The sequence below is a fragment of the Faecalibacterium sp. Marseille-Q3530 genome (genome assembly GCF_017377625.1).
Lineage (GTDB): Bacteria > Bacillota > Clostridia > Oscillospirales > Ruminococcaceae > Faecalibacterium > Faecalibacterium prausnitzii_E.
In genome coordinates, this window is record NZ_JAFREH010000002.1 from 66270 (window position 1) to 89684 (window position 23415).

The 23415-nt window shown below is 60.7% G+C and carries 25 protein-coding genes and 1 tRNA gene; 13 read left to right on the forward strand and 13 right to left on the reverse strand.

Features of this window, described 5'->3' with window-relative positions; translation table 11 throughout:
- Window positions 1-5: 5 nt before the first annotated feature.
- The 7 genes from J3350_RS03445 (at window position 6) to J3350_RS03475 (ending at window position 6306) form a co-directional block, all read left to right on the forward strand.
- Complete coding sequence (locus tag J3350_RS03445; protein WP_207685700.1) at window positions 6-1025, forward strand: molybdopterin-binding protein; 1020 nt, start codon at window positions 6-8, stop codon at window positions 1023-1025.
- Between the two features lie 45 nt (window positions 1026-1070).
- On the forward strand, window positions 1071-1574 hold the full coding sequence (gene moaC, locus J3350_RS03450) for a cyclic pyranopterin monophosphate synthase MoaC (RefSeq protein WP_097792354.1): 504 nt from the start codon (window positions 1071-1073) through the stop codon (window positions 1572-1574).
- Window positions 1567-2547, forward strand: coding sequence for a GTP 3',8-cyclase MoaA (gene moaA, locus J3350_RS03455; protein ID WP_207685701.1), 981 nt, complete (start codon window positions 1567-1569; stop codon window positions 2545-2547). The genes moaC and moaA overlap by 8 nt, the downstream gene beginning before the upstream one ends.
- A gap of 1 nt (window position 2548) precedes the next feature.
- Window positions 2549-3481 carry an MOSC domain-containing protein gene (locus J3350_RS03460; protein ID WP_097792352.1) on the forward strand — a complete coding sequence of 311 codons (933 nt, stop codon included), beginning with the start codon at window positions 2549-2551 and terminating at the stop codon, window positions 3479-3481.
- Window positions 3482-3559: 78 nt separating this feature from the next.
- Window positions 3560-4444 (forward strand): molybdate ABC transporter substrate-binding protein, encoded by an 885-nt coding sequence (gene modA / locus J3350_RS03465; protein ID WP_207685702.1) that lies wholly within the window; start codon window positions 3560-3562, stop codon window positions 4442-4444.
- A 144-nt stretch (window positions 4445-4588) separates the two neighbouring features.
- Complete coding sequence (gene modB / locus J3350_RS03470; protein ID WP_207685703.1) at window positions 4589-5263, forward strand: molybdate ABC transporter permease subunit; 675 nt, start codon at window positions 4589-4591, stop codon at window positions 5261-5263.
- On the forward strand, window positions 5260-6306 hold the full coding sequence (locus tag J3350_RS03475; RefSeq protein WP_207685704.1) for a sulfate/molybdate ABC transporter ATP-binding protein: 1047 nt from the start codon (window positions 5260-5262) through the stop codon (window positions 6304-6306). Before modB ends, J3350_RS03475 begins: the two co-directional genes overlap by 4 nt.
- Before the next feature lie 62 nt (window positions 6307-6368).
- On the opposite strand, the gene J3350_RS03480 is transcribed toward J3350_RS03475, so the two are convergent.
- Window positions 6369-7301 (reverse strand): AEC family transporter, encoded by a 933-nt coding sequence (locus J3350_RS03480; protein WP_207685705.1) that lies wholly within the window; start codon window positions 7299-7301, stop codon window positions 6369-6371.
- Between the two features lie 170 nt (window positions 7302-7471).
- On the reverse strand, window positions 7472-8461 hold the full coding sequence (locus J3350_RS03485) for a nucleoid-associated protein (protein ID WP_207685706.1): 990 nt from the start codon (window positions 8459-8461) through the stop codon (window positions 7472-7474).
- A gap of 263 nt (window positions 8462-8724) precedes the next feature.
- Here J3350_RS03485 and J3350_RS03490 point away from each other — a divergent pair, with 263 nt between their 5' ends.
- Window positions 8725-9312, forward strand: coding sequence for a pentapeptide repeat-containing protein (locus J3350_RS03490; RefSeq protein ID WP_207685707.1), 588 nt, complete (start codon window positions 8725-8727; stop codon window positions 9310-9312).
- 310 nt (window positions 9313-9622) lie between these two features.
- On the opposite strand, the gene J3350_RS03495 is transcribed toward J3350_RS03490, so the two are convergent.
- A tRNA-Gln gene (locus J3350_RS03495) sits at window positions 9623-9696 on the reverse strand.
- Between the two features lie 276 nt (window positions 9697-9972).
- Between J3350_RS03495 and J3350_RS03500 the strand changes: the two genes are divergently transcribed.
- Window positions 9973-10257 carry a DUF2508 family protein gene (locus J3350_RS03500; RefSeq protein WP_118552849.1) on the forward strand — a complete coding sequence of 95 codons (285 nt, stop codon included), beginning with the start codon at window positions 9973-9975 and terminating at the stop codon, window positions 10255-10257.
- Between the two features lie 101 nt (window positions 10258-10358).
- Here the strand turns inward: J3350_RS03500 and J3350_RS03505 are convergent, their stop codons facing one another.
- The 10 genes from J3350_RS03505 to nth form a co-directional block, all read right to left on the reverse strand.
- Complete coding sequence (locus J3350_RS03505; protein WP_207685708.1) at window positions 10359-11207, reverse strand: sugar nucleotide-binding protein; 849 nt, start codon at window positions 11205-11207, stop codon at window positions 10359-10361.
- 5 nt (window positions 11208-11212) lie between these two features.
- Complete coding sequence (locus tag J3350_RS03510) at window positions 11213-11524, reverse strand: AzlD domain-containing protein (RefSeq protein ID WP_207685709.1); 312 nt, start codon at window positions 11522-11524, stop codon at window positions 11213-11215.
- Window positions 11521-12264, reverse strand: a complete 744-nt coding sequence (locus J3350_RS03515) for an AzlC family ABC transporter permease (protein WP_207685710.1) — start codon at window positions 12262-12264, stop codon at window positions 11521-11523. The genes J3350_RS03510 and J3350_RS03515 overlap by 4 nt, the downstream gene beginning before the upstream one ends.
- Window positions 12265-12396: 132 nt before the next feature.
- Window positions 12397-14208 carry an ABC transporter ATP-binding protein gene (locus tag J3350_RS03520; RefSeq protein ID WP_207685711.1) on the reverse strand — a complete coding sequence of 604 codons (1812 nt, stop codon included), beginning with the start codon at window positions 14206-14208 and terminating at the stop codon, window positions 12397-12399.
- A 1-nt stretch (window position 14209) separates the two neighbouring features.
- Complete coding sequence (locus tag J3350_RS03525) at window positions 14210-16543, reverse strand: ABC transporter ATP-binding protein (RefSeq protein WP_207685712.1); 2334 nt, start codon at window positions 16541-16543, stop codon at window positions 14210-14212.
- A complete protein-coding gene (locus J3350_RS03530; protein ID WP_242700114.1) occupies window positions 16536-17036 on the reverse strand; it encodes a MarR family winged helix-turn-helix transcriptional regulator in 501 nt (166 codons plus the stop codon). The genes J3350_RS03525 and J3350_RS03530 overlap by 8 nt, the downstream gene beginning before the upstream one ends.
- Before the next feature lie 153 nt (window positions 17037-17189).
- Window positions 17190-17702, reverse strand: a complete 513-nt coding sequence (locus J3350_RS03535; protein ID WP_207685713.1) for a DUF2812 domain-containing protein — start codon at window positions 17700-17702, stop codon at window positions 17190-17192.
- Window positions 17699-18016, reverse strand: a complete 318-nt coding sequence (locus J3350_RS03540; RefSeq protein ID WP_097792339.1) for a PadR family transcriptional regulator — start codon at window positions 18014-18016, stop codon at window positions 17699-17701. The genes J3350_RS03535 and J3350_RS03540 overlap by 4 nt, the downstream gene beginning before the upstream one ends.
- A 457-nt stretch (window positions 18017-18473) precedes the next feature.
- Window positions 18474-18803, reverse strand: coding sequence for a GlsB/YeaQ/YmgE family stress response membrane protein (locus J3350_RS03545; RefSeq protein WP_207685714.1), 330 nt, complete (start codon window positions 18801-18803; stop codon window positions 18474-18476).
- 11 nt (window positions 18804-18814) lie between these two features.
- Complete coding sequence (nth, locus tag J3350_RS03550; protein ID WP_097792337.1) at window positions 18815-19498, reverse strand: endonuclease III; 684 nt, start codon at window positions 19496-19498, stop codon at window positions 18815-18817.
- A 180-nt stretch (window positions 19499-19678) separates the two neighbouring features.
- On the opposite strand from nth, the gene J3350_RS03555 reads away from it, so the two are divergent.
- The 4 genes from J3350_RS03555 to J3350_RS03570 all read left to right on the forward strand — a co-directional run bounded on the left by J3350_RS03555 (window position 19679) and on the right by J3350_RS03570 (window position 23316).
- Window positions 19679-20953, forward strand: coding sequence for a replication-associated recombination protein A (locus J3350_RS03555; RefSeq protein ID WP_207685715.1), 1275 nt, complete (start codon window positions 19679-19681; stop codon window positions 20951-20953).
- A gap of 22 nt (window positions 20954-20975) precedes the next feature.
- Window positions 20976-21365: a transcriptional repressor gene (locus tag J3350_RS03560; protein WP_097792335.1), complete on the forward strand. Its 390-nt coding sequence runs from the start codon at window positions 20976-20978 to the stop codon at window positions 21363-21365.
- A 97-nt stretch (window positions 21366-21462) separates the two neighbouring features.
- On the forward strand, window positions 21463-22845 hold the full coding sequence (miaB, locus tag J3350_RS03565) for a tRNA (N6-isopentenyl adenosine(37)-C2)-methylthiotransferase MiaB (RefSeq protein ID WP_207685716.1): 1383 nt from the start codon (window positions 21463-21465) through the stop codon (window positions 22843-22845).
- A gap of 63 nt (window positions 22846-22908) precedes the next feature.
- The gene (locus tag J3350_RS03570; protein ID WP_097792333.1) at window positions 22909-23316 is read left to right on the forward strand and encodes a YlbF family regulator; all 408 of its coding nucleotides are present in this window, start codon (window positions 22909-22911) and stop codon (window positions 23314-23316) included.
- Window positions 23317-23415 lie beyond the last annotated feature (99 nt).

The window sequence follows — 23415 nt, forward strand, 5'->3', positions numbered from 1 at the left end:
CGATTATGAAACTGATCCGTACCGAAGACGCCGCAGGGCAGGTGCTCTGCCACGATATCACCCAGATCCTTCCGGGCGAGTTCAAAGGCCCCCGCTTCCGCAAGGGCCACATCGTCCAGCCGGAGGATATCCCGGTGCTGCTGAGCATCGGCAAGGAGAACCTGTACGTCTGGGAAAAGACGCCCGGCATCCTCCACGAGGACGAAGCCGCCGCGCTGCTCTATCGGGCCGCTGCGGGCAGGAACATCCACGGCACCGAGCCGAAGGAGGGCAAGATCGAGCTGATCGCCGACTGCGACGGCCTGCTCAAGATCGACCGTGCCGCCCTGCTGGCGGTCAACCGCACCCCGCAGATGATGATCGCCACCATCCACGGCGATATGCCGGTGAAAAAAGGAGCCAAACTGGCCGGTACCCGCATCATCCCGCTGGTCATCGAGCAGGAAAAGATGGACGCCATGCAGAAAGCAGCGGGGGACAAGCCCATCCTGAACGTCCTGCCCTTCCACCAGAAGAAGTTTGCGGTCATCACCACAGGCAGTGAGGTCTTCAAGGGCCGCATCGAGGATAAATTCACCCCCATCCTGGAACGCAAGCTGGCGGAATACGGCTGTGAGATGGTCTTCCACAAGGTCTGCGATGACGACCCGGCGGGCATTACGGCGGCCATTCTGGAAGCAAAGGCGGCGGGCTGCGAGCTGATCTTCACCACCGGCGGCATGAGCGTGGACCCCGACGACCGCACCCCGCTGGCCATCCGAAACACCGGGGCTGACATCATCAGCTACGGTGCGCCGGTGCTGCCCGGTGCCATGTTCCTGGTCAGCTATCTGGACGGTGTGCCCGTCTGCGGCCTGCCGGGCTGCGTGATGTACGCCAAGCGGACCATTTTCGATCTGCTGCTGCCCCGTCTGCTGGCCGATGACCCCATCACCGCCGAGGATATCGCCCGTCTGGGGGAGGGCGGCCTCTGCCTGGGCTGCGGCACCTGCACCTGGCCCAACTGCGGGTTCGGGCACTGCTGAACCAGCTCCGTTGTGAAAGGCTACACGAAGGATAACGTGAATTTTATGAATACAACAGAAAATAAACTGACCCATTTCGATGCCGAGGGCAATGCGGTGATGGTGGACGTGAGCGGCAAGCCTGTCACCTCCCGCGAGGCCACGGCCCACGGCATCATTACCATGAACGAAGACGCCTTTGCCGCCGTGCAGAACGGCACGGTGAAGAAAGGCGATGTGCTGGGCGTGGCCCGCGTGGCTGGCATCATGGCCACCAAGCGCACCAGCGAGCTGATCCCGCTGTGCCATCCGCTGCCGCTGACCAAGGTGCAGATCGAGTTCGAACTGCTGCCGGAGCGCCGGGCTGTGGAGGCCCGCTGCACCGTCAAGACCAGCGGCGTCACCGGCGTGGAGATGGAGGCCCTGACCGGTGTTTCCACCGCGCTGCTGACCATCTACGATATGTGCAAGGCCGTGGATAAGGGGATGGAGCTGGGCGAGATCCATCTGGAAAAGAAGAGCGGCGGCAAGAGCGGCCTGTACATCCGGGCGGAGGGCGGCTATGTTTGATGCAAAAGGCCGCACGATCCACTATCTGCGCCTCTCGGTCACCGACCTGTGCAACCTGCGCTGCCGCTACTGTATGCCGGACGGTGTGGAGAAACTGGAACGGGAAGATATCCTGACGTACGAAGAATTTCTCCGCCTTGCCGCACTGTTTGCGCAATGCGGGGTGGATACGATCCGCGTCACCGGCGGCGAGCCGCTGGTCCGCAAAGGCGTGGACCATCTGGTAGCGCAGCTGAAAGCCATCCCCGGCATCCGCCGTGTCACCATGACCACCAATGGGGTGCTGCTGGCGCAGCAGTTGCCCGCCCTGCTTGCCGCCGGGCTGGACAGCGTGAACATCAGCCTGGACACCCTTTCACCGGAAGTGTTCGCCCGCATCACCGCGCGGGACGCCTTTGCGGACGTGATGGTGGGCATCCGGGCCGCGCTGGAAAGCGGCCTGCCTGTCAAACTGAACTGTGTGCCGCAGGTGGGCGTCAACGAGGGAGAGCTGGAAGCGCTGGCTGCTCTGGCGGAGACAAAGTTTTTGCAGGTGCGCTTCATCGAGATGATGCCCATTGGCTATGGGGCTGCGATGCCCTGCATCTCCGGGCCGGACCTGCTGGCCCGCTTCCGGAAGCGCTGGCCGGAGCTGGCTCCTCTTTCCCGTCAGGAAACGGCAGGCATCGGCGACGGCCCGGCAGTCTACTACACCGCGCCGGGCTGGCAGGGGAGCGTGGGCTTCATTGCAGCCGTGCACGGCAAGTTCTGCGCTTCCTGCAACCGGGTCCGGCTTACGAGCCAGGGCTTTCTGCGCCCCTGCCTTGCCAGCGAGGCGGGCTGCGACCTGAAAACGCTCCTGCGCAGCGGCGCGTCGGACGAAGAGCTGCTCAGCGCCATCCGCACCACGATCTGGGAAAAGCCCCAGGAGCACCACTTTGAATTGAAACAGGATGTCCCGGCTACGCGCGGGATGTATCGGATCGGAGGATAATATGGGAAAGATCCTGGCCATTTGCACCAGCCCGAAGCGCGGCACCGTCAAGACCGAGGTGCCCGAAGCCACCCTGACCCCGGAATGGGGCATTGAGACCGACGCCCACGGCGGAAACTGGCATCGTCAGGTCAGCCTGCTCAGCGCCGAAAAGATCGAGAACTTCCGCAAGAAGATCTGGGTCGATTACGGTGCCTTTGGCGAAAACCTTGTTGTGGAGGGGTTCGATTTCCGCAATCTGCCCGTCACCAGCCGCTTTCAGGTCGGTGAGGTCGTGCTGGAGATGACCCAGATCGGCAAGGAATGCCACAACGACTGCGTCATCAAACAGCAGACCGGCGAGTGCATCATGCCCCACGAGGGCGTGTTCGCCCGTGTGCTCCACGGCGGCACGCTCCATGTGGGCGATGAGATGATCCTGCTGCCCCCGGAAGAAGACCCGCCGCTGCGTGCAGCCGTCATCACCCTGTCGGACAAAGGCGCCCGCGGCGAGCGGGAGGACAAGAGCGGCCCGCTCATCGTGGAGATGCTGACCGCCGCCGGGTACAAAGTGGAGGAGACCATGATCCTGCCCGATGAGGCCAAGGCGCTGAAGGCCCAGCTCATCCGGCTGGCCGACGGCCGACAGGTGAACCTGATCTTGACCACCGGCGGCACCGGCTTCTCCCCGCGCGATATCACCCCGGAGGCAACCTATGCCGTGGCCACCCGCAGCGCCCCCGGCATCGCCGAGGCCATGCGGTACCACAGCCTGAGCATCACCCCGCGTGGGATGCTCAGCCGCGCAGCCAGCGTCCTGCGCGGCAAGACCCTCATCGTCAATCTGCCGGGCAGCCCCAAGGCCGTGCAGGAGAATCTGGAGTACATCCTGCCCAGCCTCGAACACGGCATCCGCATCGCCGCCGGGCTGGACGGCGAGTGTGCCCGGAAGTAATATTGCCCTTACAGCCCCCGCCCTGCGGGAGACGCTGTAAACGATAACTCTATGGGAACAACAGAAGGAGAAATGACCATGAATACCCAGATCTCCCGCCGCGGCTTCCTGTGCGCTGCCGGCATCGCGTCTGCATCTGCTGCCTTGACCGCCTGCGGCGGCTCCAGCAGCTCCGTTTCCTCCGTGGCAGGCTCTGCCGCCGCCTCTTCGGAGGCTGCTTCGGGCGAGTCCGTCGAGCTGATCGTCTTCGCTGCAGCGTCCCTGACCGAGACGCTGAACGCCATCGCCGAGACCTATTCGGCGGAGAACCCCGGCGTGACCTTCCGCTTCAACTTCGACTCTTCCGGCACCCTGAAGACCCAGATCCAGGAGGGCGCAGACTGCGACCTGTTCCTTTCGGCAGGTCAGAAGCAGATGAACCAGCTGGACAGCACCGCTTCCGCTGAGGTGAACACCGAGGGTCTGGATTTCGTGGACAGCGATTCCCGCGTGGATCTGCTGGAAAATAAGGTCGTCCTGTGCGTCCCCGAAAATGCCGACAAGGGCATCGACAGCTTCGATTCTCTGGCCGAGCACCTGAAGGCTGAGGACATTCTGTTCTGTATGGGCAACAGCGATGTGCCGGTGGGCCAGTACACCCAGAAGATCCTGGCCTACTACGAGCTGGACGAAGCCGCTCTGGCTGCGGCCGGTGTCATCACCTACGGCTCCAACGTCAAGGAAGTCACCACTCAGGTCAGCGAGGCCAGCGTGGATGCCGGTGTCGTCTACTGCACCGATGCCTTCAGCGCCAGTCTGAAGGTCGTGGATGAGGCCACGAAGGAGATGTGCGGTCAGGTCATCTACCCGGCTGCCGTCCTGAAGGCTGCCCCCAACGCCGTTGCTGCCCGGAAGTTCCTGGAGTATCTGCAGACCTCTGCGGCAGGCGAAGTTTTTGAGAGCGTCGGCTTCACCGCACTGTAAACCGCTCAGTCTTGCATTTGCTCGCCGGCTCCCCTGATAGGGGAGCCCTTGGCAGGCCGGGCAGGCTGTGACTGGCCGAAGGAGGTCCCGGACGCCGGAAACAGCAGGGCCCTGCTGTGAGACGAAATAGGGAGGTGAAAGCAAGTGGACTGGTATCCTTTATGGAACAGCCTGCGCATTGCGCTCATCAGCTGCGCAGCGGTGTTCTTCCTCGGCATTTTTGCCGCCTATTCTATCGCAAAGCTGCCCCGTGTGCTCAAAGGTGTGCTGGACGTGGTGCTCACCCTGCCCATGGTCCTGCCGCCCACGGTCGTAGGTTATTTCCTGCTGCTGCTGTTCGGTGCCAAGCGGCCGCTGGGCCTCTTCTTTCTGGAGCATTTCGGCGTCAAACTGGTCATGAACTGGTACAGCGCCATCTTTGCCTCCGTCGTGGTGGCCTTCCCGCTGATGTACCGCACGGCCCGCGGCGCGTTCGAGAGCTTCGACGAGACGCTGGCCTGGTCCGCGCAGACGCTGGGGCTTTCCAACACCTGGATCTTCTGGCGGGTGCGGATGCCCTATTGCCGTCCGGGCCTCCTGGCCGGGACGGTGCTGGCCTTTGCCCGCGCGCTGGGCGAGCACGGCGCGACCAGCATGATCGCAGGCTACACCCCCGGCAAAACGGCCACCATCGCCACCACGGTGTATCAGCTCTGGCGCACCAACGATGAGAGGGGGGCGATGCAGTGGGTGCTGGTGGACATCGTCATCTCGGCGGTGGTGCTGCTGGCGGGCAACCTGCTGGAACGCAAACAGAAGCAGGGAGGGAAGCACACATGAGCCTGGACGTCAAGATCACCAAACGGTTCGACGGCTTCACCCTTCGCACGGAGTTCACAGCGGGCAATACCACCGCCGCCATCCTCGGCGCATCCGGCTGCGGCAAAAGCATGACCCTGCGCTGCATTGCGGGCATCGTCAGACCCGACAGCGGCCGCATCGTGCTGGATGGCCGTGTCCTGTTCGACAGCGAGCAGGGCATCGATTTGCCCCCGCAGCAGAGGAACGTGGGCCTGCTGTTCCAGAACTACGCGCTGTTCCCGAATATGACGGTGGAGCAGAACATCCTCTGCGCGCTGAAAAAGGAGAAGGACCCCGCCGCCCGCAAAGCGGCCTGCGCGGAGGCCCTGCGCGCCATGCGGCTGGAGGAACTGGCCCACCGCCTGCCCAGTGAGCTTTCGGGCGGGCAGCAGCAGCGCGCTGCACTGGCCCGCATTCTGGCGGGCAAGCCCCGTATCCTGATGCTGGACGAGCCGTTCAGCGCACTGGACAGCTACCTCCGCGAGGAAGTGGAAGGCGAAGTGGGCAGCCTGCTGGCCGGGTTTGACGGCACGGCTCTGCTCGTGACTCACAACCGCGACGAGGCCTACCGCCTCTGCCGCGAGATGATCGTCATGGACGGCGGCGAGGTGCTGCGGGCCGGCACGACCAGAGAGGTCTTTGCAGACCCTCGCCGCCTGACCGCCGCCCGCCTGACCGGCTGCAAGAATATCCTGCCCTGCGTCCGGGTGGACGCGCCCCGGGTGCATCTCCCCGGCTGGGAGCAGGAGCTTGCCGTGGCGCTCCCGGTGCGGGAAAACTGCACCGCCGTGGGCATCCGTGCCCATGACCTCGTGCCCGCCGCAGCGGACAGCGACAACCGGCTGCCGGTGCGTGTGGGCGCTTCGAGCGAGAATCCGTTCGACTGGAACGTCATCTGCACCTCGGTGGATGGCAGCGCAAAGCTGTGGTGGAAGGTCTCCAAAACGACCCTTTCTTCACCCCCGCCGGAGACCCCGGCCTTCCTCCGGGCCGCGCCGGAAAACATCATGCCGCTGGTATAATGGAAAACAAAAAAGGAACCGTTGTGCGTTCAAAACGCAGCGGTTCCTTTTTGCGTCGCGTGTTACATCAGCGCCGTCAGCACCAGTGCGCACAGGGGCAGGGTGACGATGCTGAGCAGGGTGGTGAGGACCACGCATCCGGCCGCGAACTGCTCATCGTGGCCGAACTGAACGGCGAACACCGAGGTGATCGCAGCGGCAGGGCAGCACTCCAACAGCAGCACCACCTGTGCGCTCATGCCGAAGCGCAGCAGACCCAGCGCCGCAAAGGCCGCCAGACACACCGCCGGGATGACCAGCATCCGCAGCCCGGCCAGTTTCCAGATGTGCCGGTCGCAGACGATCTGCTTCAGGTCGCCCGTGGCGATGAGGATGCCGGTGATGAGCATGGAAAGCGGGGTGTTCATGTTGCTCAGCAGTTCCAGCGGCTGGGCGATGAGGGCGGGCACCGGGATCTGTAGCAGGTAGACGGCGAGGCCCACCACCATCGCATACAGCACCGGGGTGCGCAGCAGGCTGCGGGCCACTTCCTTCGGGCTGGAACTGCCGCTGACCATGCCGTAGCCCATAGTCCAGAGCAGGATATTGAACACGGTCACGTAGGCGCTGGCGTAGAGCAGCCCCTCCGACCCAAACAGCGCCGAAATGAGCGGGAAGCCCATATAGGCTGCGTTGGAGAAGACCGATGCGAACCGGAAGATGGGGGCCCGGCGGTCTTTCTGCCGGGCAGTCAGGGCCAGCGTCAGCACAGTGCCGATGAGGATGGCCAGAACACTCAGCCCGAACGCGGCCAGCAGGTTGTGCAGGATCTCCGCGCTGAAGTCCATCATATAGGAGTGGACGATCATGGCCGGAACGACCAGATAGACCAGCAGGTTCGAGAGAGTCTGCCGCCCTTCCGGCTTCAGCACACCGGTCTTGATGGCGGCCGCGCCCGCCCCGATGAGCAAAAACAACACGATGACCTGCTGTGCGCAGATAAGTGCCAGTTCCATTTTCAAATTCCTCCCGGCTCCATAAATACAAGCATGAATGCAAGAAAGGTATAGCACAAAACAGGGGATTTGGCAAGAGAAAAAATGAAACCCTCGCCGGTTCACTTTTGTTCGCGGCCTCGCCCTTTGGGAGAGGTGGCATTGCAAAGCAATGACGGAGAGGGTCTTTTTTACAGGATTACATTCTTGATGAGCAGCGAGACGCTGCCGTCGGGGTCATGGAGGAACTCCACTTCCGACTCGGAGGACAGGATCTCGGTGGGGATCTTCACCTCGATGCCGCTGGCGGTGTGGATGCTGCGGCTCTCCATCCGGCGGATGCGGGCGGGCGTCACGGTGACAGGCTGCTCGAACTGCTCAATGACATCGCTCTTCTCCACGTAGTCGTCAAAGGGGACAGCGGCCAGCGGGTATTCCTCGGCCAGCTGGCGGCGCACCTGCTCCACCGAGACCTGGTTGTCGTTGTCGGCGGCCTGGTTCGCAATGAGCATGGCGACCTGTGCCTCGGCGTGGGGCTCGTCCTGGTAGGCGTCCATCACGGCCTGTGCAGCGGCTTCTTGAATAGCCTTCAGCTTTTTCTTTTCCGGTTCGGCCTGAGTGTACTGGAACACGACCGTAGAAAGGTAGAACTCCTTGTGGCCGTCGATGTCGTACTTCTTTTCCAACAGGCGCATGGAGTAGTCCTGCAGGTTGACGAGCGCACCTTCTTCCACCTTGCCGCTCTGGGTCGGCAGGCAGGCCCGTTGCTGGATGATGGAGTTGACCGGGGCACCCTCCACAGTCTCGGTGTAGTGGGTGTAACCGTTCTTGTAGTTCAGCTTGAGGATGCCCAGCCACGGGGCACCATCGCGGGTGAAATCCACCACAGCCAGGTCGGCACCGGGGATGGTGGTATGGGCGTGCATGTAATCGAACAGCACCCCCGCGATGCGGCAGGACAGGTCCACGAAGTCCTGGTTGTGCTCTAGCTCGTTTTTGAAGGCCGAGTCCGGCAGGGGGCGGCACTGGCGGATGTCGTCACTGGCCAGCAGCTTTTCGATGTGGTTCTGCAAATAGGCCGTTTTTTCGGCGGTGGGCTCCATGCAGCTGCCGCTGAGCACCGGGGCGTCGAGGGTGGTGTCCAGCACATGCAGGATGGCCTGATGAATGATGATCTCCATGGGGATACCTCGTTTCAAAGGATGATTTCCGGATTCTGCTCCAGTATACCACAACCCACCCCGGATTGCGAGAGGAAAACCCGCTTGTCTCATGGAAATCAATTTTACAAAAAGAGCCGTAAGTGGTATTATAAATAAATCACACCCGCCGCCACGGCGATGGGGCAGCCCCATGCTACACCGGGAATCTTGAAGCTACCGGGCGGGATGTGCTGGAGGGCTGTACATCCTTGCTGGAAGAACTGCGCGGATAGGAGAATTTCATGAAAGAACGTTATTGTGAGGGGGAGCGGTTTGCCGACCTGTCGTTTGTCGAGGAGACTTTTGAGGACTGCGATTTTACCGACTGCGTATTTGTGGACTGCTCGTTTGCAAAGTGCGAACTGGACCACACCACACTGAACGAGTGCAAATTCGTGCGGTGTGAGATCACGGGGCTGCGCAGCACCCATTCCTCAGTGCAGTCGCTGGATTTTGAGGATTGCCGCCTGAATGAGATCGAGTGGGCACCCCTGATGTCCAATGGCGCGTTCCCGGACCCCATTCATACGCTGAAAGGATGCAGCCTGAAATATAACACCTTTACGGAGATGAATTTCAACCGCTTCGACTTTTCGGACGGGAACGAGATTGTCGGCTCGATGTTTGCCAAATGTGAGATGCAGCTGGTCAAGTTCAAGGGCATAGAGCTGCACGAAACGGAGTTTTACCAGTGCGACCTGCGCAAGGCGGATTTCCGGGATGCCATCGGATATAAGGTGGATATTCTTGGCAGCCGCCTGAAAGATGCAAGATTTTCACTGCCGGAAGCCGTGAATCTGCTGGCTGACCTGAAGATCAAGCTGTCCTGAACAGGGGCGGGCAAGGGGCAATTACCGCGACGCCGACGGCAACTATTACCGCAGCGGGTTTGGGTTGAACGACTGACCCTCTCCGTCATTGCTTCGCAATGCCACCTCTCCCAAAGGGAGAGGCATTGGCAGGACGGTCTTGATTCTGCTGTTTGAATAACGTTTCACAAAACCATAAAATAAAGTGCTCCGCTGTCTCGATTTGCGGCTTCTGTACAGATGTTGTAAATCTTGAAAGCGGAGCGCTTCTGTTCATAGGGGAAACAAAGAGAAAAAAGAACCAGCCGAACATGTTCGACTGGTTCTTTTTTGGTTGGGGATGAGAGAATCGAACTCCCACAAGTAGAGTCAGAGTCTACCGCACTACCACTATGCAAATCCCCAAGATCTGCTTTGTTGTTTGGCTCATGAGCCGCTCAACGTGTGCTATTATACGGGAAAAACCCGGAGTTGTCAAGCACTTTTTCAAATTTTTTTGCAAAATCTTGAAAAAAGACGGTCTTTCGCGGAACATTTTGAAACGTCAGAGCAATGGGGCAGAGTCATCGGGGAGGTAGACGATTTCTTATGACGGGACTCCATCAACCGTCATCCTTCTCACTTTCTTTGCATATACTGGAAATCAGTAGAAGCAAAGATGCACAAAGAGGAGGAACCACGATGGCCCAGTCTGCGCAAAAAGAAAAAACCTTGTTGTCCGACCGCATCCCGCGGGATACGGAACATGAACGCTACCACCCGGAACTGGAAGAGGAGCTGAAAGAGTGCCTGTTCTGCCTGCGCCAGAACGAGATGATGTTCGACCTAGAGGTGGACACCGACCTCATCGAACAGCACATCTACGAGCGGCAGGCTCTGCTGTGCCGCTACCGCTATCTGCTGGCTCAGGCGCGGGAGCTTGGCCTGCATACCATTTTGCAGAAATATCAGCCGATGGGAGGATGACCCCTCTCCCGAAGAGGCGAAGTCTGCGGAATGCCAAAGCCTCTCCTACAAGGAGAGGTGTCACCGAAGGTGACGGAGAGGTTGTACCGAGAAAAGCGCTGTTATCGTGGCCCGCCTGAGAGGTTATACTCCCTCAGGCACCGCGCAAACCCCTCCTGCGTGGAGCAGAAGGTGATGCCATGCGCGGCGGCTTTGCAGCCATCCATCCGCAGGTTGCGGTGCCAGTCGGTGATCTCGATGGCAACGGAAATGCCCAGCAATTCCGCGAACTGCCGTGCGGTCTCGACCATGCTGCGGTCGTTGCTGCTGCCAAAGTTGTACACACCGCCGGGCAGGGAGAGCGCCGGATATAGATTTTCAATGACCTCCCGCACAAAGCTGATGCCCCGCCAGTCGTGGGCGGAAAACTGCACCGGCGTCCCACGCAGAGCGGCCCGCAGCAGGTTCAGCGGCAGATTGCCCCGGATGGGCAGCTGATAGCCGGGCAGGTCGTACATCCAGGGCACCCGCAGAAACACGGCGTCCGGCAGGACTTCCAGCACCCGCTGCTCGGCTTCCAGCTTGTGCTGCCCATAGATGTTGGAGGGGGAAAGGGACAGCGTTTCGGGCAGGGGGCCTTCCTGCGCTGCCCCGGAATACACCTGATCGGAGCTGAACGCCACGAATTTCGCGCCGGTCTCGGCCGCGGCCCGCGCCATCCAGAGCGGCACGTCCACATTGGCGCGGCGGGAGTCCTCCGGGTGCTGCTGGCAGTAGCCGGTGTCAGAGAGCGCGGCCAGATGCAGCACGACGTCCGGCTGCACCTGTGCGGCAAAACGGCAGAGGTCTTCCTGCGTGGCTGCCGCCAGAAACCCGCGCGGAAACGCAAGAAGCTCTGCTTTATCACGCCATTGCTGCATCACGCGGGCCCCGACAAAGCCGCCCGCACCGGAAACAAGGATCTTCTGCATCTTCATCACCGTACCAAAAACAATTCCAGAACAAACACCACGGCGCAGCAGGCGACCGACACCTGGAACAGGCTGGCCCCGAACCAGGCGGCGGCGATGCCCACCACCAGCGCCGCCGCACCGGCCAGAGGGCTCTGGGTGGCGTTGACGATGGCCGGAAAGGTCATTACAGCCAGCGTCACATAGGGCACATAAAATAGGAACGACTGGATGAACCGGTTCTGGATGGGCTTGCGGATGAGCGTCAGCGGCAGAATGCGGATGGCGTAGGAGACCGCCGCCATCACGGCGATGTAGACCCAATTGTTGTATGTCATTGTTCGGCCTCCTCAGCTTGCGTTGGAACCGGGAACAGCACCGCCGCCCCGCAGGAGATGAGCACCGTGAGCAGGATGGTGCGGGTGCCGTCGGAGAGCGATGCGATGCCCGGCAGGTAATTGCAGACAAAGCTGAGGGCGAAGCTCAGCGCCACCAGAACAGCCACGACCTTGTTCTTGCGGGCCGGGGGGATGATGATGGCAAGGAACATGCCGTAGAGCGCGACACTCAGAGCGCTGACGGCCCGCAGGGGCAGCAGGTTGCCCGCCACGATGCCCAGCGCGGTGCCCATGGCCCAGGCCGGTGCCGCCAGTGCGATGGCACCGTAGGTGTAGAACGGGTTCAGGTAGCCGGGCCGTGCGATGGTGATGCCGAACAGCTCATCGGTAACATCGTAGCCGATGATGAGCCGATGGAAGAAGGGTGTGCCGGGGGCAAACCGCTGGGCCAGCGCGCAGCTCATCAGCAGATACCGCGCGTTGGCAATGAGGGTGATGATGGCCACTTCCACATAGGTGGCCCCGGCGGCAATGAGCGAGAACGCCGCATATTCTCCGGCGGAAGCATTGTTGAACAGGCTGGCGACAAATCCCTGGATGGGGGTCAGGCCTGCGTTGCGGGCCGCAATGCCCAGCGAAAAAGAGACGGCAAAATACCCCAGTGCGATGGGCACACCGTCCCGCATCCCTTCGCAGAACACCTTCCGGCTGAATGCGTAGGGCTTGACTGTAGTTTCCATTGAGTTCCAGACTCCTTTCCTACTTCAAGAAACGAAAACAATTATAGCACATCCGCCCGGCAAAGACAAAAGAAAATGCCTCAGCTTTTGGAAGGAAAGCTGAGGCATTTTCACAGAGAAGGGAGCTGTGGCTTATTCCACAACGTCTTCGAACTGGCTGTTGTACAGGTCTGCGTAGAAGCCGCCCTTTTCGATGAGCTGGTCATGGGTGCCCTGCTCGACGATGTCGCCGTCCCGCATCACAAGGATGAGGTCTGCGTCCCGGATGGTGGACAGGCGGTGGGCGATGACGAAGCTGGTGCGGCCGCGCATCAGGTTGTCCATTGCGGTCTGGATGCGCTGTTCGGTGCGGGTATCCACGCTGCTGGTGGCTTCATCCAGGATCAGGATGCGGTTGTCGGCCAGGATAGCGCGGGCAATGGTGAGCAGCTGCTTCTGGCCCTGGCTGACGTTGGAGGCGTCCTCGTTCAGCTCCATCTGGTAACCGCCGGGCAGGGTGCGGATGAAGTGGTCTGCGTTGGCGGCCTTGGCTGCGGCGATGACTTCTTCGTCGGTGGCGTCGAGGCGGCCGTACCGGATATTCTCCATGATGGTGCCCTTGAACAGCCAGGTGTCCTGCAGCACCATGCCGAAGCCCTCGCGCAGAGCGCTGCGGTCAAAGTCGCGCACATCGTGGCCGTTCAGGGTGATGGAACCGGAATCCACATCGTAGAACCGCATCAGCAGCTTGACCATGGTGGTCTTGCCTGCGCCGGTGGGGCCTACGATGGCGACCTTCTCGCCGGGGTTCACGGTGCAGCTGAAATCGTGGATGATGGTCTTTTCGGGCACATAGCCGAACCGGACGTGGTCAAAGGTGACCTGACCGTCGATGCAGGCGGGGTCTGCCCGGCGGGCCGGGTCGGCGAGCTGGGCTTCTTCCGGCTCGTTCAGGGACTCAAAGACGCGCGCCGCCGCCGCGGCCATGGTCTGCAGCATGTTCGACACCTGCGCGAGCTGCTGGATGGGCTGGGTGAAGTTCTTGACATATTGGATGAACGCCTGAATGTCGCCGATGGTGATGACGCCGTTGGCGGCAAACACGCTGCCGACGATGGCCACGGCTACATAGCCCAGATTGCCCACAAAGTTCATGATGGGCTGCATCAGGCCGGAGAGGAACTGGCTCTTCCAGGCGGATTCGAACAGCTTGTCGTTTGCGGTGTTGAAGTCGGCCAGCACAGCGGCTTCGCGGTTGAATGCCTTGATGACATTGTGGCCGGAGTAGACTTCCTCCACCTGGCCGTTCACGACGCCCAGAGTGGCCTGCTGGGCCTTGAAGTATTTCTGGCTGAATTTGACCACCAGCAGCACCAGCGCCAGCGAAACGGGCAGGATGAGCAGGGCGATGAGGGTCATTCTGGGGCTGATGGAGAGCATCATGAGGAGTACACCGATCATGGTGGTCACACTGGTGATGAGCTGGGTGACGCTCTGGTTCAGGCTCTGGCCCAGAGTATCGACGTCGTTGGTGATGCGGGAGAGCACCTCACCGACGGTGCGCTTTTCAAAGTAGGCGAGGGGCAGGCGGTCGATCTTCTCGCTGATCTGGCGGCGGAAGTCGTAGCACACCTTCTGCGAAAGGCCGGTCATCAGCCAGCCCTGAATGAAGCTGAATGCGGCCGAGCAGAGGTACATGGCCAGCAGGATCAGCAGAATTTTGCCGATGTAGCCAAAGTCGATGCTGCCAACGCCGCGCAGTCTGGCGATCCAGCCGGTGGCAAGGGCCGTGGTGGCCTTGGCCAGGATCTTCGGGCCTGCGATGTTAAAGATGGTGGAGAGGATGGCGAAAACGATGACGACGATGAGGGAGATCTTATACGCGCCCATGGTCTTGAGCAGCTGCAGCAGCGTGCCCTTGAAATCCTTGGCGCGTTCCGTCGTCTGGCGTCCGGGTCTCGGCATGTTACTTCTCCTCCTTTCCGGTGTTCAGGTCTTTCAGGTCCAGCTCTTTCTGGCTCAGCTGGCTCCGCGCGATCTCCTGATATTCGGGGCAGGAGGCCATCAGCTGGGCGTGGGTGCCCCGGCCCACTAGACGGCCCTCATCGAGGACCAGGATCTGGTTGGCGTGGAGCACCGTGGAGATGCGCTGTGCCACGATGATGACGGTGGCGTCGCCGGTCTCCGCCTTCAAGGCACGGCGCAGGGTCACGTCGGTCTTGTAGTCCAGGGCGGAGAAGCTGTCGTCAAACAGATAGATGCGCGGCGCTTTTGCAATGGCGCGCGCAATGGAAAGGCGCTGCTTCTGCCCGCCGGAGACGTTGGAGCCGCCCTGCGCGATGGGGCTGTCGTAGCCTTCGGGCTTGGCGTCGATGAACTCTGTGGCCTGTGCAATGGCAGCTGCTTTCTTCATGTCGGCGTCGGTGATCTGTTCGCCGCCGAACTTTAGGTTGCTCGCAATGCTGCCGCTGAACAGGATACCCTTCTGGGGCACATAGCCCAGCAGGCTGTGCAGTATCTCCTGCGGCATGTCGCGGACGTCGATCCCGTCCACGGTCACTTTGCCGCTGGTCACATCGTAAAAGCGGGGGATGAGGTTCAGCAGGGTGGATTTGCCGCAGCCGGTGGAACCGATGATGGCGGTCGTCTGGCCCGGCTCAGCGGTAAAGCTGATGTGTTCCAGCGCGTCGCTGTCGGCACCGGGGAAGCGGAAGCTCACATCCTCGAATCGCACCACACCGTTCCAATGGCTGCGCTCCCGCGCAGGCTGGGCGGCGGCTTCGTCGGGGTCGTGGATGGAAGCGGTGGTGCGGCACACTTCGTCGATGCGGTCTGCGGCCACACCGGCACGGGGCAGCATCACGGCCACCATTGCCAGCATCAGGAAGGACATGACGATCTGCATCGTGTAGGTGATGAAGGCGATCATCTCGCCCACCTGCATGTTGCCGGCATCCATGGCCTTGCCGCCGAACCAGACGATGAGCAGGCTGGTGCCGTTCATGATAAGGGTCATAAAGGGCATCATGGCAACCATGGCGCGGTTGGTGAACAGCTGGGTGCCCATCAGCTCCTTGCTGGCCTTGTCAAAGCGCTCTTCCTCGAAGGTCTCGCGGCTGAACGCGCGCACCGGCATCACGCCGGTCAAAATCTCGCGGCTGACGAGGTTTAGTTTGTCCACAAGGGTCTGCATGATCTTGAATTTCGGCATCGCGATGTTCATCAGGAACACGATGAGGCAGAGCAGCAGGACCACGTCCAGCACGATGATCCAGGCAAGGCCGGTGTTGCCCTGCACGACATGGAGCACACCGCCGATGCCCAGGATGGGCGCATAGGCCACCATGCGCAGCAGGATGACGCAGACGAACTGCACCTGCTGGATGTCGTTGGTGGTGCGGGTGATGAGGGAAGCAGTGGAGAAATTCTCGATCTCTGCGTTGGAGAAATGGATGACGGAGGAGAAGGTCTGCCGACGCAGGTCACGGCCGATGGCAGCCGACACGCGGGAAGCGATGAGGCCCACCAGAATGGCGACCACCACCATCAGCAGCGTCAGGCCCAGCATCTGCCCGCCCACCCGGAACAGATACTGCATCTGGACGTCGTGCGCGACGCCCTGCGCCTCGTATTCCAGGCTGACCAGCAGGGTGGCCTGGCTGGCCATGCTGGAAAGGGTCGTCTCGTCGATCTGTGCCATCGCGCTGGCAAGCTGCTGCTGGATCATCTCGCGGGAGAAGCCCGGCATCTGCGCCATGGCCGCAAACTGGGCGCACGCGGCGTCCAGATCGGCAGCAGTGGGGGCGATGGTCTCCGCTGCGGTATCCTCAGTGTTTTCCGAGGAGGCTGCGCTCTCAGCGGCCTCGCTGGAAGCAGCCGGATACTCCGAAAGGGGAGCCATGCCCTGCGCGGGCAACCCGGTGCCATTGGCAGCCTGCGAAGCGGCCATATACAGCACGATGTCCGGCATGGTGACGATCTCTTCCAGAGAAGCACGCTCCTCGGCGGTCAGGTCAGCGCGGAGCTTCAGAACGCCGTCGTCCTGAATGTAATATCCGTAGGCGTTCCGGAAGGTCTCTGCGTCCTCTTCGCTCATCAAAAGCGACAGCACATCCCGCGTGGAGGAGCGCAGGGTCTGGGGCAGGGGGCTTTCGATGCCGCCCTGCTGGATGCCGGTATCCACGATCTTGCTCGTGTAGTCCGGCAGGGAAAGGTCGCAGTACGCCTGCACGAACAGCAGGCCGATCACGACCAGGCAGGCGGCCCAGTGGCGGGCCAGCTGCTTGAAGATCTTACCCATTTTGATTGTCTCCCTTCGATTTGGTCTGGAATTCCGCATTTTCGGCCATCACCGCATCCAGCAGGACATCCTTCAGCTCCCGCAGCTGGGCCAGCTGCTGGGGCGTCAGGCGGCGCGCCACCCGGTCGAAATACCCACTGAGGGCCAGCTCGCACTGGCGGCTGGAAGCAAGGCCTTTTTCGGTGACGTGAACCAGTGTCTTGCGGCGGTCGTTCGGGTCGGTGATGCGTTCGATCAGTCCATCCTGCTCCAGCTGGCGCAGCCACCGCGAAACGGCGGGCATCGGCTGCCGGACGGCAGCGGCCAGGTCGGAAACATAGATGCCTCCATCCGTTCCGTGCTGTTCAATGTTCGCCAGAACACCTTCCAGCATCACGAAATGACACCTGGGGCACTCTTCCAGCGATGCCTTCATCCCGCGCTTGGCTTCGTCGCTCAGCTGGTGGAAGTAGTGAAACAGCCCGAACAGCTCCGGGGCGTTTTCCTTCGGCATGGGGAACCTCCTTGTTTGTTATCTACTGCAAATATTTAACACTTGATAACTATTTGCGCGTGATAATAATATACCCGCCTGCACCGGAATGCAAGCGGGTAAAGATGAACTTTTTGAAAACTCTGAAAAAACGACGTTCCAAAGGGAAAATGGTCACTCGTGAAGAGTACGGTCATGTTTCAGCCCGTCACGCATTCCGTGAATGCGGCCCAGTCCGTAAGCCAGCAGGGCGGCGCACAACAGGTTGAGCCAGCCCAGGCGGCTGCTGGTGGCCCCGGTACAATTCGCAAGGCCAATCACGATATTTGCCATACAGAGCAGAAACAGCGTTTTGCCGATTTTGTCCAGATGGGCGATGCGGGAGTCGATGTCGGAGAACATGTTGAACTCGCCCAGTTCCGATTTGCGGCGGAAGTAGCCCCAGCGGAAGCAGCGGCCAACGGATTCGGCCCCAAGCTCCTCCATGAAATTTTCAAAATCAGAAGAATTGTCCAGTGTTTCTACCCGGATGATGTATTCGCCCGGCTCGCATTTTTCGAAGGTGTAGGTGCAGAAGCCGCCACACGTCAGCGCCCAGCCCTCCTGTGCCATCTCGTTGAGCCAGCGTTCTTCTTTTTCAAATTCCCAGACCCAGAACCATTTGTGCAGGGTTTTCGTCTCACTCATGACAATTCCTCCTTCAGGATGGTGCGGCCATTCGCGGCCAGCTCTTCCAGGCGGGCCAGCTCCCGCTTGAGCACGGCCAGGCCCGTTTCCGTCAGTTGATATTCCTTCTTGCGGCTCCCGCTTTCCATGGGCAGGGGAGAGATCCAGCCTTTCTCGCACAGCGCGTTCAAAGCACCGTACAAGGTCCCGGCGGCCAGCCGCACTCGCCCGCCGGAGAGCTGTTCGGTTTGCTGCATGATGCCGTAACCGTGTTGTGGGTGGTAGAGGGAAAGCAGGATGTAGTAAGTGGATTCCGTCAGAGCCAAATTTTCCATTGTATCGCCTCACTTTGTATCGACACACGATATATCGTAATTGCATTATATCGGACAGCGATATAATTGTCAAGAGCTTTTTGGCAGGAAACCCTCTCAGTCACGCTTTGCGTGACAGCTCCCCCAAAGGGGGAGCCATTGGCAAGCCGGTTTTGGTTGTGCTGACGGAACAAAGTTCAATAAAACCATAAATCAATAAAACCATAAAATAGAGTGCTCCGCTGTTTTGATTCACAGCATCTATCCAAACGCTCTTTGTCAAAGCGCAGTACAGATGCCGCTGATCTTTACAGCGGAGCACTTTCGTTTACGATATCAAAATACTTTCAGAGTCCAGCAGAAACCGGGCCGATTTGCCAAGGGCTCTCTCTTCGAGGAAAGACTCTCCCCGGCCGGGGAGAGATGTCGCGATAGCGACAGAGTGGGGAATCTGGCGCGAAGCGACTGAGAGGGTATCTTACTTTCTCAAAAACTTATTGTCCACCCAGATGCAGACGCAGGCACCGAGGATGGAGATGACAAAGGAGCTGAAGCTTCCGGTCGCGTGGATGCCGACCAGGCCGAACAGAAACTCGCCGACGAAGCTGCCCAGCACACCCAGAACGACGTTGCGGGCAAACGATGTCTCGGTGCCCATAAAGCGGCCTGCGATGTACCCGGCCAGTGCGCCCACCAGTACGCCGATGACCAGCGAGGCCAGCAGCCCCACAAGGGAGAACAGGCCCATCAGGCAGCCGACTAAAGCGCAGATGAGCGCGATGACGATCAGGATCGAGAGTGTGATCATAATGAGACCTCCTATTTGGTTTGTGCAGCTGCCTGCTCTGCCGCGTACCGGCAGACATCCTTCAGGCAGCAGCGTTCACATTCGGGTTTGCGGGCATTGCAGACGGCCCGGCCGTGCATGACGAACCGATGGCACAGGTCGCTGCCCTCTTCGGGCGGGATGATCTTCCACAGTGCCATTTCCACCTTCTGCGGTTCTTTGATGCCGTCCACCAGACCGATCTTATTGCACAGGCGGATGCAGTGGGTGTCTGTTACGATGGCAGGCTTGCCGAACACATCGCCCATGATAAGGTTCGCGCTCTTCCGGCCTACGCCGGGCAGCGCCAGCAGCTCTTCAAAGGTGGTGGGCACCTTGCAGTCGTACCGGTCACGCAGCATCCGCATACAGGCCGAGATATCCCGCGCCTTGCTGCGGCCCAGCCCGCACGGCTTGACGATGGCTTCGATGTCCTCCGGTTCAGCAGCGGCCAGCGACGCCACATCGGGGTACTTTGCAAACAGGTCCTGCACGACGATGTTCACCCGTGCATCGGTGCACTGTGCGGCCAGCCGCACGCTGACCAGCAGCTGCCAGGCGTGATCGTAGTCCAGTGTGCAGCCTGCGTCCGGGTATTCCTGTTTCAACCGGTCAATGACCGTGCGCGCCAGCGCCTTTTTGGCGGAAAGGTCTTCCGCCGGGGAAGCTTTGCGCATGAGATCGCCTCGTTTCACATAAGGATAGCCTGATGATACCATGTTTCGACGAGTTTGTAAATGAATTTTGCGATATCGGGGCAGGCCCTTGCCAAAGAAGCGCTTGTCCTCAGCGGGGAAATGCGGTATACTATGATAAACAGGAAATTGTCTCAGATGAGCAAAGAGGAGGAACGACCGATGAACGAACCGCTGGCGCAGCGTCTGCGCCCCAAAACACTGGCCGAGGTCTGTGGGCAGCAGCATCTGCTGGCACCGGGGCGGGTGTTCCGCCGCACCATCGAGAGCGGAAAGATCCCCAACATGATCTTCTACGGCCCCTCCGGCACCGGCAAGACCACCGTGGCCCGCATCATTGCCGAAAACAGCGGGATGACCCTCCACAAGCTCAACGGCACCTCCTGCGGCACCGGCGACATCAAGGCGGTCCTCAAGGACATCGGCACACTGGCCGGGGCAGGGGGCATCCTGCTCTACCTCGACGAGATCCAGTACCTGAACAAAAAGCAGCAGCAGAGCCTGTTGGAGTGCATCGAGGACGGCAGCGTCACCCTCATCGCATCCACCACCGAAAACCCCTACTTTTACATCTATAATGCGCTGCTGTCCCGCTGCACGGTGTTCGAGTTCCGGTCACTGGCGGCGGCGGATGTGGAGCAGGGCCTGCACAACGCGCTGGAAAAGCTCTCGGCATCGGAGGGCGTCCCGGTCACAATGGACCCAGACGCCTGCACGTACCTTGCCGAGAGTGCCGGCGGCGACCTGCGCAAGGCGCTGGGCTGCCTCGATTTTGCCGTTACCGCCGCGCCGCAGGACGAGCAAGGCAAGCATATTTCCCTGGAAATGATCCGGCAGGTCACCCGCCGCACCGCCATGCGGTACGACCGGGACGGCGATGACCATTACGACATCGTCTCCGCCTACCAGAAATCCATGCGCGGCTCCGACCCGGACGCAGCGCTCCACTATCTGGCCCGCCTGCTGGAAGCAGGGGACCTGCCCTCGGCCTGCCGCCGCCTGATGGTCTGTGCCTGCGAGGATGTAGGCCTTGCCTACCCGCAGATCATCCCCATCGTCAAGGCGGCCATTGACGCGGCCAACATGGTGGGCCTGCCGGAAGCCCGGCTCCCACTGGCGGATGCGGTCATTCTGGTGGCCACCAGCCCCAAATCCAACAGCGCTTACAATGCAATCAATGCCGCCATCGCGGATGTGCAGGCCGGGCGCACCGGGCCGATCCCGCGCCAGCTGCAGAACAAGCATTTTGACGGCGAGGATGCCCTCGTCAAGGGGCAGAACTACAAATACGCCCACGATTACCCGAACCACTGGGTCGAGCAGCAATACCTGCCCGATGTGCTCAGGGATGTCCGGTACTACACCTTTGGGGAAAACAAAAACGAACAGGCGACCCGCGCCTACTGGGCCCGCATCAAGGGCGAAGACAAAGTATAAAAAACCACAACAGGAGGAACTTATGCGTTATTCCAAGCAGCGTGAGCTGGTTTTGCGGAAGGTGGAAGAACTCTGCGACCACCCCACCGCGGAAGAGATTTTTGACAAAGCTGCACCGGAGTGCCCCGGCCTGAGCCTCGGCACGGTCTACCGCAACCTGAACAGTCTGGTGGAGGCGGGCCGGGTGCGCCGCGTCTCCATCCCCGGCAAGGCCGACCGGTTCGACCACACCCTGTGCTGGCACAGCCATCTCTACTGCAACGCCTGCGGCAGCGTCGTGGACGCCGATGTGGACGAAAAGCAGGTGATGAAGCTGGTCCGCAGCCAGAAGGGCGTCGTGCAGGACTGCGCGGTGGTCCTGTTCGGCCTGTGCGAGGCCTGCGCCCAAAAGCAGGCCGAAGCCTCCGTCTGAACCGAAAAATTCGCACTTCCTACTTGCCCTGCGGCGCAAAACAGGGTATACTAAAAGGAGCTTTCTGAAAATATCGAACCGAAGGATGGTTTCATCATTGGAGTACATTGCATTTGAACACAACGCCCCCGCCGCAGAGCTGGTGCGCAAGACATACGACACCCCGCCGCTGGCGTTCGTCCACAGCTACGGCTGCCAGCAGAACGTCAACGACGGCGAGCGCATCAAGGGTGTGCTGGTGGATATCGGCTACGGCCTGTGCGACAAGCCCGAAGACGCCGACCTCATCCTCTTTAATACCTGCGCCGTCCGCGAGCACGCCGAGCAGCGCGTTTTCGGCAATGTGGGCGCGCTCAAGGGCCTGAAGGAGAAAAAGCCCGGCCTGATGATCGGCCTGTGCGGCTGCATGGCCAACCAGAAGCATGTGGTGGAAAAGCTGCGCCAGAGCTATCCGTATGTGGACCTCGTCTTCGGCGTGGACGGCATCGACACCCTGCCGCAGCTCATTGCGCAGAAGCTGCAAAAGCACAAGCGGGTCCTTCTGGAGCCTGCCCAGCGCCCCGTCATCGTGGAGAACATCCCCATCCGGCGCGAGAGCGAGTTCCGCGCCTGGCTGCCCATCATGTACGGCTGCGACAACTTCTGCACCTACTGCATCGTGCCCTATGTCCGCGGCCGCGAAAAGAGCCGCAAGCCCGGCGATATCCTGGCCGAATTCCGGGGCCTTGTGGAAGCGGGCTACAAGGAGATCACCCTGCTGGGCCAGAATGTCAACAGCTACGGCAAGGGTCTGGAAGAGAAGGTGGATTTTTCCGACCTGCTCAACCTGCTCTGCTCGGTGCCCGGCGATTATCAGATCCGCTTCATGACCAGCCACCCGAAGGACGCCAGCCATAAGCTCATTGACACCATCGCCGCGCAGCCGCACCTGTGCAAGCACCTGCATCTGCCGGTGCAGTGCGGCTCGGACCGGATGCTGGCCCAGATGAACCGCCATTACACCGTTGCGCAGTACCTCGAACTCATCGAGTACGCCCGCAGGACTGTGCCCGGCATTACCTTCTCCAGCGACATCATCATCGGCTTCCCCGGCGAGACGGAGGAGGATTTCCAGGGCACCCTCGACCTGATCCGGAAGGTCGGTTACATGCAGCTGTTCACCTTCATCTACTCCAAGCGCACCGGGACCAAGGCGGCAGAAATGCCTGACCCTACCCCCCGCAAGGAAAAGACCGACCGGATGAGCCGCCTGCTGAAGATCCAGGACGAGATCGCCATGGGCCTCGTCAAAGCACAGGTGGGCCAGACTGTCCGCGTCCTCGTGGAGAGCTTTGGCCGCAGCGAGGGCACCCTCTCCGGCCGGTTGGACAACAACCTGACCGTCGAGTTCGCCGCCGACCCCGGCTGGATGGGTCGGTATGCCAATGTGCACCTCACCGGTGCCCGCGCCACCGTCCTACTGGGCGAGCTGGCAGATTGACCAGGATTTCCCGGAGCGGAACGGCTCCATCAAACAAAAAGAACATTAAAGGAGACTATTCTTATGGATTGCATCGACCTCTTTAAGCGTGCCGCCATGGCACTGCAGACCGACCCCCGCTATCTGGCCCTTGACCAGGCCCGCAAGCTCAACGACAACGATGAGGAGCTGCAGAACATGATCGGCGAGTTCAACCTTGCCCGCATGGACCTGAACAACGAGATCGGCAAGAGCGAGCGCAGCGATGCGCGCATCTCCGAGCTGAACGAGAAGGTCAACGACCTGTACGGCAAGATCATGGCCGATGAGGGCATGGTGGCCTACAACGAGGCCAAGAAGGACTGCGAGAACCTCGTCAACTACATCGACGCCATCATCAACACCGCGATGAACGGCGGCGACCCCATGACCGTGCAGGAACCCAGCGCGTCCTGCACCGGCAGCTGCTCCACCTGCGGCGGCTGCCACTGAGCACATGTGAAACGGAAAACGCGGCTGCGCTTTGCAGGCCGCGTTTTCCTTGCAAAAGCGGTTACTCCCTGCAAACCAGAGCAGACAGCCTCTCGCACA

Bases quoted from the DNA above. Each gene is read 5' to 3' on its own strand.
- J3350_RS03525 (WP_207685712.1), bottom strand. From the start codon at position 16,543: ATGGGTAAGATCTTCAAGCAGCTGGCCCGCCACTGGGCCGCCTGCCTG.
- J3350_RS03515 (WP_207685710.1), bottom strand. From the start codon at position 12,264: ATGGAAACTACAGTCAAGCCCTACGCATTCAGCCGGAAGGTGTTCTGC.
- nth (WP_097792337.1), bottom strand. From the start codon at position 19,498: ATGCGCAAAGCTTCCCCGGCGGAAGACCTTTCCGCCAAAAAGGCGCTG.
- J3350_RS03540 (WP_097792339.1), bottom strand. From the start codon at position 18,016: ATGGAAAATTTGGCTCTGACGGAATCCACTTACTACATCCTGCTTTCC.
- J3350_RS03555 (WP_207685715.1), top strand. From the start codon at position 19,679: ATGAACGAACCGCTGGCGCAGCGTCTGCGCCCCAAAACACTGGCCGAG.
- J3350_RS03510 (WP_207685709.1), bottom strand. From the start codon at position 11,524: ATGACATACAACAATTGGGTCTACATCGCCGTGATGGCGGCGGTCTCC.
- J3350_RS03560 (WP_097792335.1), top strand. From the start codon at position 20,976: ATGCGTTATTCCAAGCAGCGTGAGCTGGTTTTGCGGAAGGTGGAAGAA.
- J3350_RS03460 (WP_097792352.1), top strand. From the start codon at position 2,549: ATGGGAAAGATCCTGGCCATTTGCACCAGCCCGAAGCGCGGCACCGTC.
- J3350_RS03505 (WP_207685708.1), bottom strand. From the start codon at position 11,207: ATGCAGAAGATCCTTGTTTCCGGTGCGGGCGGCTTTGTCGGGGCCCGC.
- J3350_RS03545 (WP_207685714.1), bottom strand. From the start codon at position 18,803: ATGATCACACTCTCGATCCTGATCGTCATCGCGCTCATCTGCGCTTTA.
- moaC (WP_097792354.1), top strand. From the start codon at position 1,071: ATGAATACAACAGAAAATAAACTGACCCATTTCGATGCCGAGGGCAAT.
- J3350_RS03480 (WP_207685705.1), bottom strand. From the start codon at position 7,301: ATGGAACTGGCACTTATCTGCGCACAGCAGGTCATCGTGTTGTTTTTG.
- J3350_RS03535 (WP_207685713.1), bottom strand. From the start codon at position 17,702: ATGAGTGAGACGAAAACCCTGCACAAATGGTTCTGGGTCTGGGAATTT.
- J3350_RS03500 (WP_118552849.1), top strand. From the start codon at position 9,973: ATGGCCCAGTCTGCGCAAAAAGAAAAAACCTTGTTGTCCGACCGCATC.
- moaA (WP_207685701.1), top strand. From the start codon at position 1,567: ATGTTTGATGCAAAAGGCCGCACGATCCACTATCTGCGCCTCTCGGTC.
- J3350_RS03490 (WP_207685707.1), top strand. From the start codon at position 8,725: ATGAAAGAACGTTATTGTGAGGGGGAGCGGTTTGCCGACCTGTCGTTT.
- J3350_RS03520 (WP_207685711.1), bottom strand. From the start codon at position 14,208: ATGCCGAGACCCGGACGCCAGACGACGGAACGCGCCAAGGATTTCAAG.
- J3350_RS03530 (WP_242700114.1), bottom strand. From the start codon at position 17,036: ATGCCGAAGGAAAACGCCCCGGAGCTGTTCGGGCTGTTTCACTACTTC.
- modA (WP_207685702.1), top strand. From the start codon at position 3,560: ATGAATACCCAGATCTCCCGCCGCGGCTTCCTGTGCGCTGCCGGCATC.
- J3350_RS03445 (WP_207685700.1), top strand. From the start codon at position 6: ATGAAACTGATCCGTACCGAAGACGCCGCAGGGCAGGTGCTCTGCCAC.
- J3350_RS03570 (WP_097792333.1), top strand. From the start codon at position 22,909: ATGGATTGCATCGACCTCTTTAAGCGTGCCGCCATGGCACTGCAGACC.
- J3350_RS03485 (WP_207685706.1), bottom strand. From the start codon at position 8,461: ATGGAGATCATCATTCATCAGGCCATCCTGCATGTGCTGGACACCACC.
- J3350_RS03475 (WP_207685704.1), top strand. From the start codon at position 5,260: ATGAGCCTGGACGTCAAGATCACCAAACGGTTCGACGGCTTCACCCTT.